The organism is Arthrobacter sp. Hiyo1 (genome assembly GCF_001263615.2).
In the GTDB taxonomy this organism is placed as follows: domain Bacteria; phylum Actinomycetota; class Actinomycetes; order Actinomycetales; family Micrococcaceae; genus Arthrobacter.
The window spans coordinates 90,592-92,797 of record NZ_DF952476.1; the positions used below are offsets into that span (position 1 = coordinate 90,592).

The 2,206-nt window shown below is 66.8% G+C and carries 2 protein-coding genes and 1 pseudogene; all 3 read right to left on the reverse strand.

From position 1 onward, the window contains the following. Positions 1–1,190 (reverse strand): annotated as a pseudogene (locus AHiyo1_RS20855) (aminodeoxychorismate synthase component I); the annotation flags it as partial. Then, entirely contained in the window at positions 1,187–1,747 is a 561-nt protein-coding gene (locus AHiyo1_RS20860; RefSeq protein WP_059389864.1) for a low molecular weight protein-tyrosine-phosphatase, read from the reverse strand. The pseudogene AHiyo1_RS20855 and the gene AHiyo1_RS20860, both read right to left, overlap by 4 nt. A gap of 93 nt (positions 1,748–1,840) precedes the next feature. After that, positions 1,841–2,206: PfkB family carbohydrate kinase (locus AHiyo1_RS20865; RefSeq protein WP_172465686.1), on the reverse strand; the 366-nt coding region annotated here is incomplete at its 5' end.

Sequence of the window (2,206 nt, forward strand, 5' to 3'; positions counted from 1 at the left end):
CCTTCGGGTGCCGACGCCGCGGACAGCACGGACTCACGGGCAAGCCCGAGCCAATCACCGGCGTCGGGAGCGTCGATGGCGAGCAGCCAGACCGCAGCCTCACGGTGGTCGATCACCACGGCCCGTCCGGCGAAAAGCAACGCCGCATCGGGAGTGCCGGCTTGGACATCGCTGCCACCGGTCTCCCGCTTCAGTTCGTAGCCGAGGTACCCCAGCCAACCGAGCGTGAATTCGCAGTCATAGCCTTCAGGTGCCCTCAAAGCCTTGCGGCCCCACACGGTGTCCAGCCAGCGGAAGAAGGGACCGGTGGTCTCGACGGTGGCGCATCCGGCGCTGAGGCGGGTGGTTCCGGAGCTGTGGATCACAGACTGACCGAAGGAGCCGCCGTCGTCCGCGAGGATACTGAAGCGGCTCCGCTCCGCCGCGGCGTTGGGGGACCCGGCGTTGGAGGAACCGGCGTCGTCGACTGTGCCCCTGTTGGAGGCCGCATTGGAGGAATCGAGCCAGACGGCATTGGCGGAGTGGGCGTACAGCGCGTGGAACAGGGCTGCGGCGTCCGGCGTGGCATCGATCCGTTCGGCCTTGAGCTGCAATCCGCGGCGTGCCGAGAGCTCGGGAGCAAGCACGGGGGAGAGCGAAGAGAGGTAGCTCAGCGCCTGCAGGGCGTCGTCCGGGGCGTTGCCGTCCGCGCGGTTCAGCACCCTGACGTCAATGTGGTCGAGGACGTCGTCGCTCTCCAGCCACTCGTCCTCCTGCGCCGCCCAGCTGTCCCAGAACGGTTCGTAACTGCTGCCGTCCCGGGCCATCGCACGATGCCGGCGGTCGTCGTCGGGAGCGTCCACCCAGACCACGGCGTCCAGCATGGGCCGGGCGGCACTCGCGGCTGCCCCGACGCCCTCGACGATGACGATTTCGGCAGGCAGGGTGACGTGGCTGCGGCCGTCGTAATGTTTCTCCCAGTCCCAACTGACCCACTCGGCGGCGTCGCCGCGGCGCAACGGTGCCAAGACCGTGGTGACGTACCGCTCGATACCCGCGGCGAGGCCGTTCCAGCCCGGATAGATATCTTCGAGATGGAACAGCGACACCTTGTGATGCATGCGGAGGCGGGCGGCTAGTTCGACGGCGAGAGTGGTCTTTCCCGCGCCGGACCGGCCATCGATGGCGATGATCACGGGTGCTGGGGTCATGAAATAGAGCGTACCTGCTGCGGGTCGTGGTGCTGTCCGTGCTGCCTGGCGGCGAGGGCGTCCCGGGTGTGCGCGACGATCCCGGGGACAGCCGCGCGGATGAGGTCCCAGGTCACGTCGAAATCGTGGTGGCCCCCATACCAAGGATCCTCGATGCCCAGGTCCAGGGTGCTCCGGCCGGCAACGGCTGGGTCGAAACTGCGCAGCATCCGGATCTTGGCGAGGGTTTCCGAATCCGGCGCGGCCTCGTGCAGCCAGCCATAGTGATCCACGTCGAGCGCCAAAATCAGGTCCCGCTCCCGGAACCACTCCTGGCGCCAACTCCTGGCAATATGGCCTTCGGAGCGGATGCGATGGGCCGAAAGGACGCGGGCTGCGCGTGGATCGATGGGATGTCCGGCCTCATAGGATGTAGTCCCCGCGGAGTCCACAACAACCGCTCCACCAAGCCCTCCGGCGTCGAACGCTTCAGTCAACATCAGTTGCGCCATGGGTGAGCGGCAGATGTTTCCCGTGCAGACGGTGATGATGCGGTATGGGCTCGACGCTGAGTACATGGAGCAAGCATGGGGGATGCCACCCCGTCTTGGCTAGTCAAAAGAAGGGTGAGATTACAGGATTTGTAAAGTCGCTGGTGGAGGCGTAATGAGTCACGAAATCCGCAAGTGCTCCAGGACTTCCTCGGCGCCGGGGTAGGCGGCCTGGGTGCCCTTCTTGGTAGTGGCGAGCGCTGCGGCAACCGATGCGAACGCCGCGGCTTCCGCCAAGGTAACACCTGCGGCGAGGCGGGCAGCCACGGCACCGGTGAAGGCGTCCCCCGCACCGGTCGTATCCACGGCACTGACCTTGGTGGGTGCGATGCGCGAGATCTGTTCCCCGGACGCGGCGAGTGAATCCAAAACCACCGAGCCATGCGAGCCAAGGGTAACGAGCACCCGCTCCAGCCCCCCGCTCCGCGAACTGGCTCCCGGACCGGCTCCCACGCGCTCGCGTGCGCGCCCGGATGGGGCATCTCG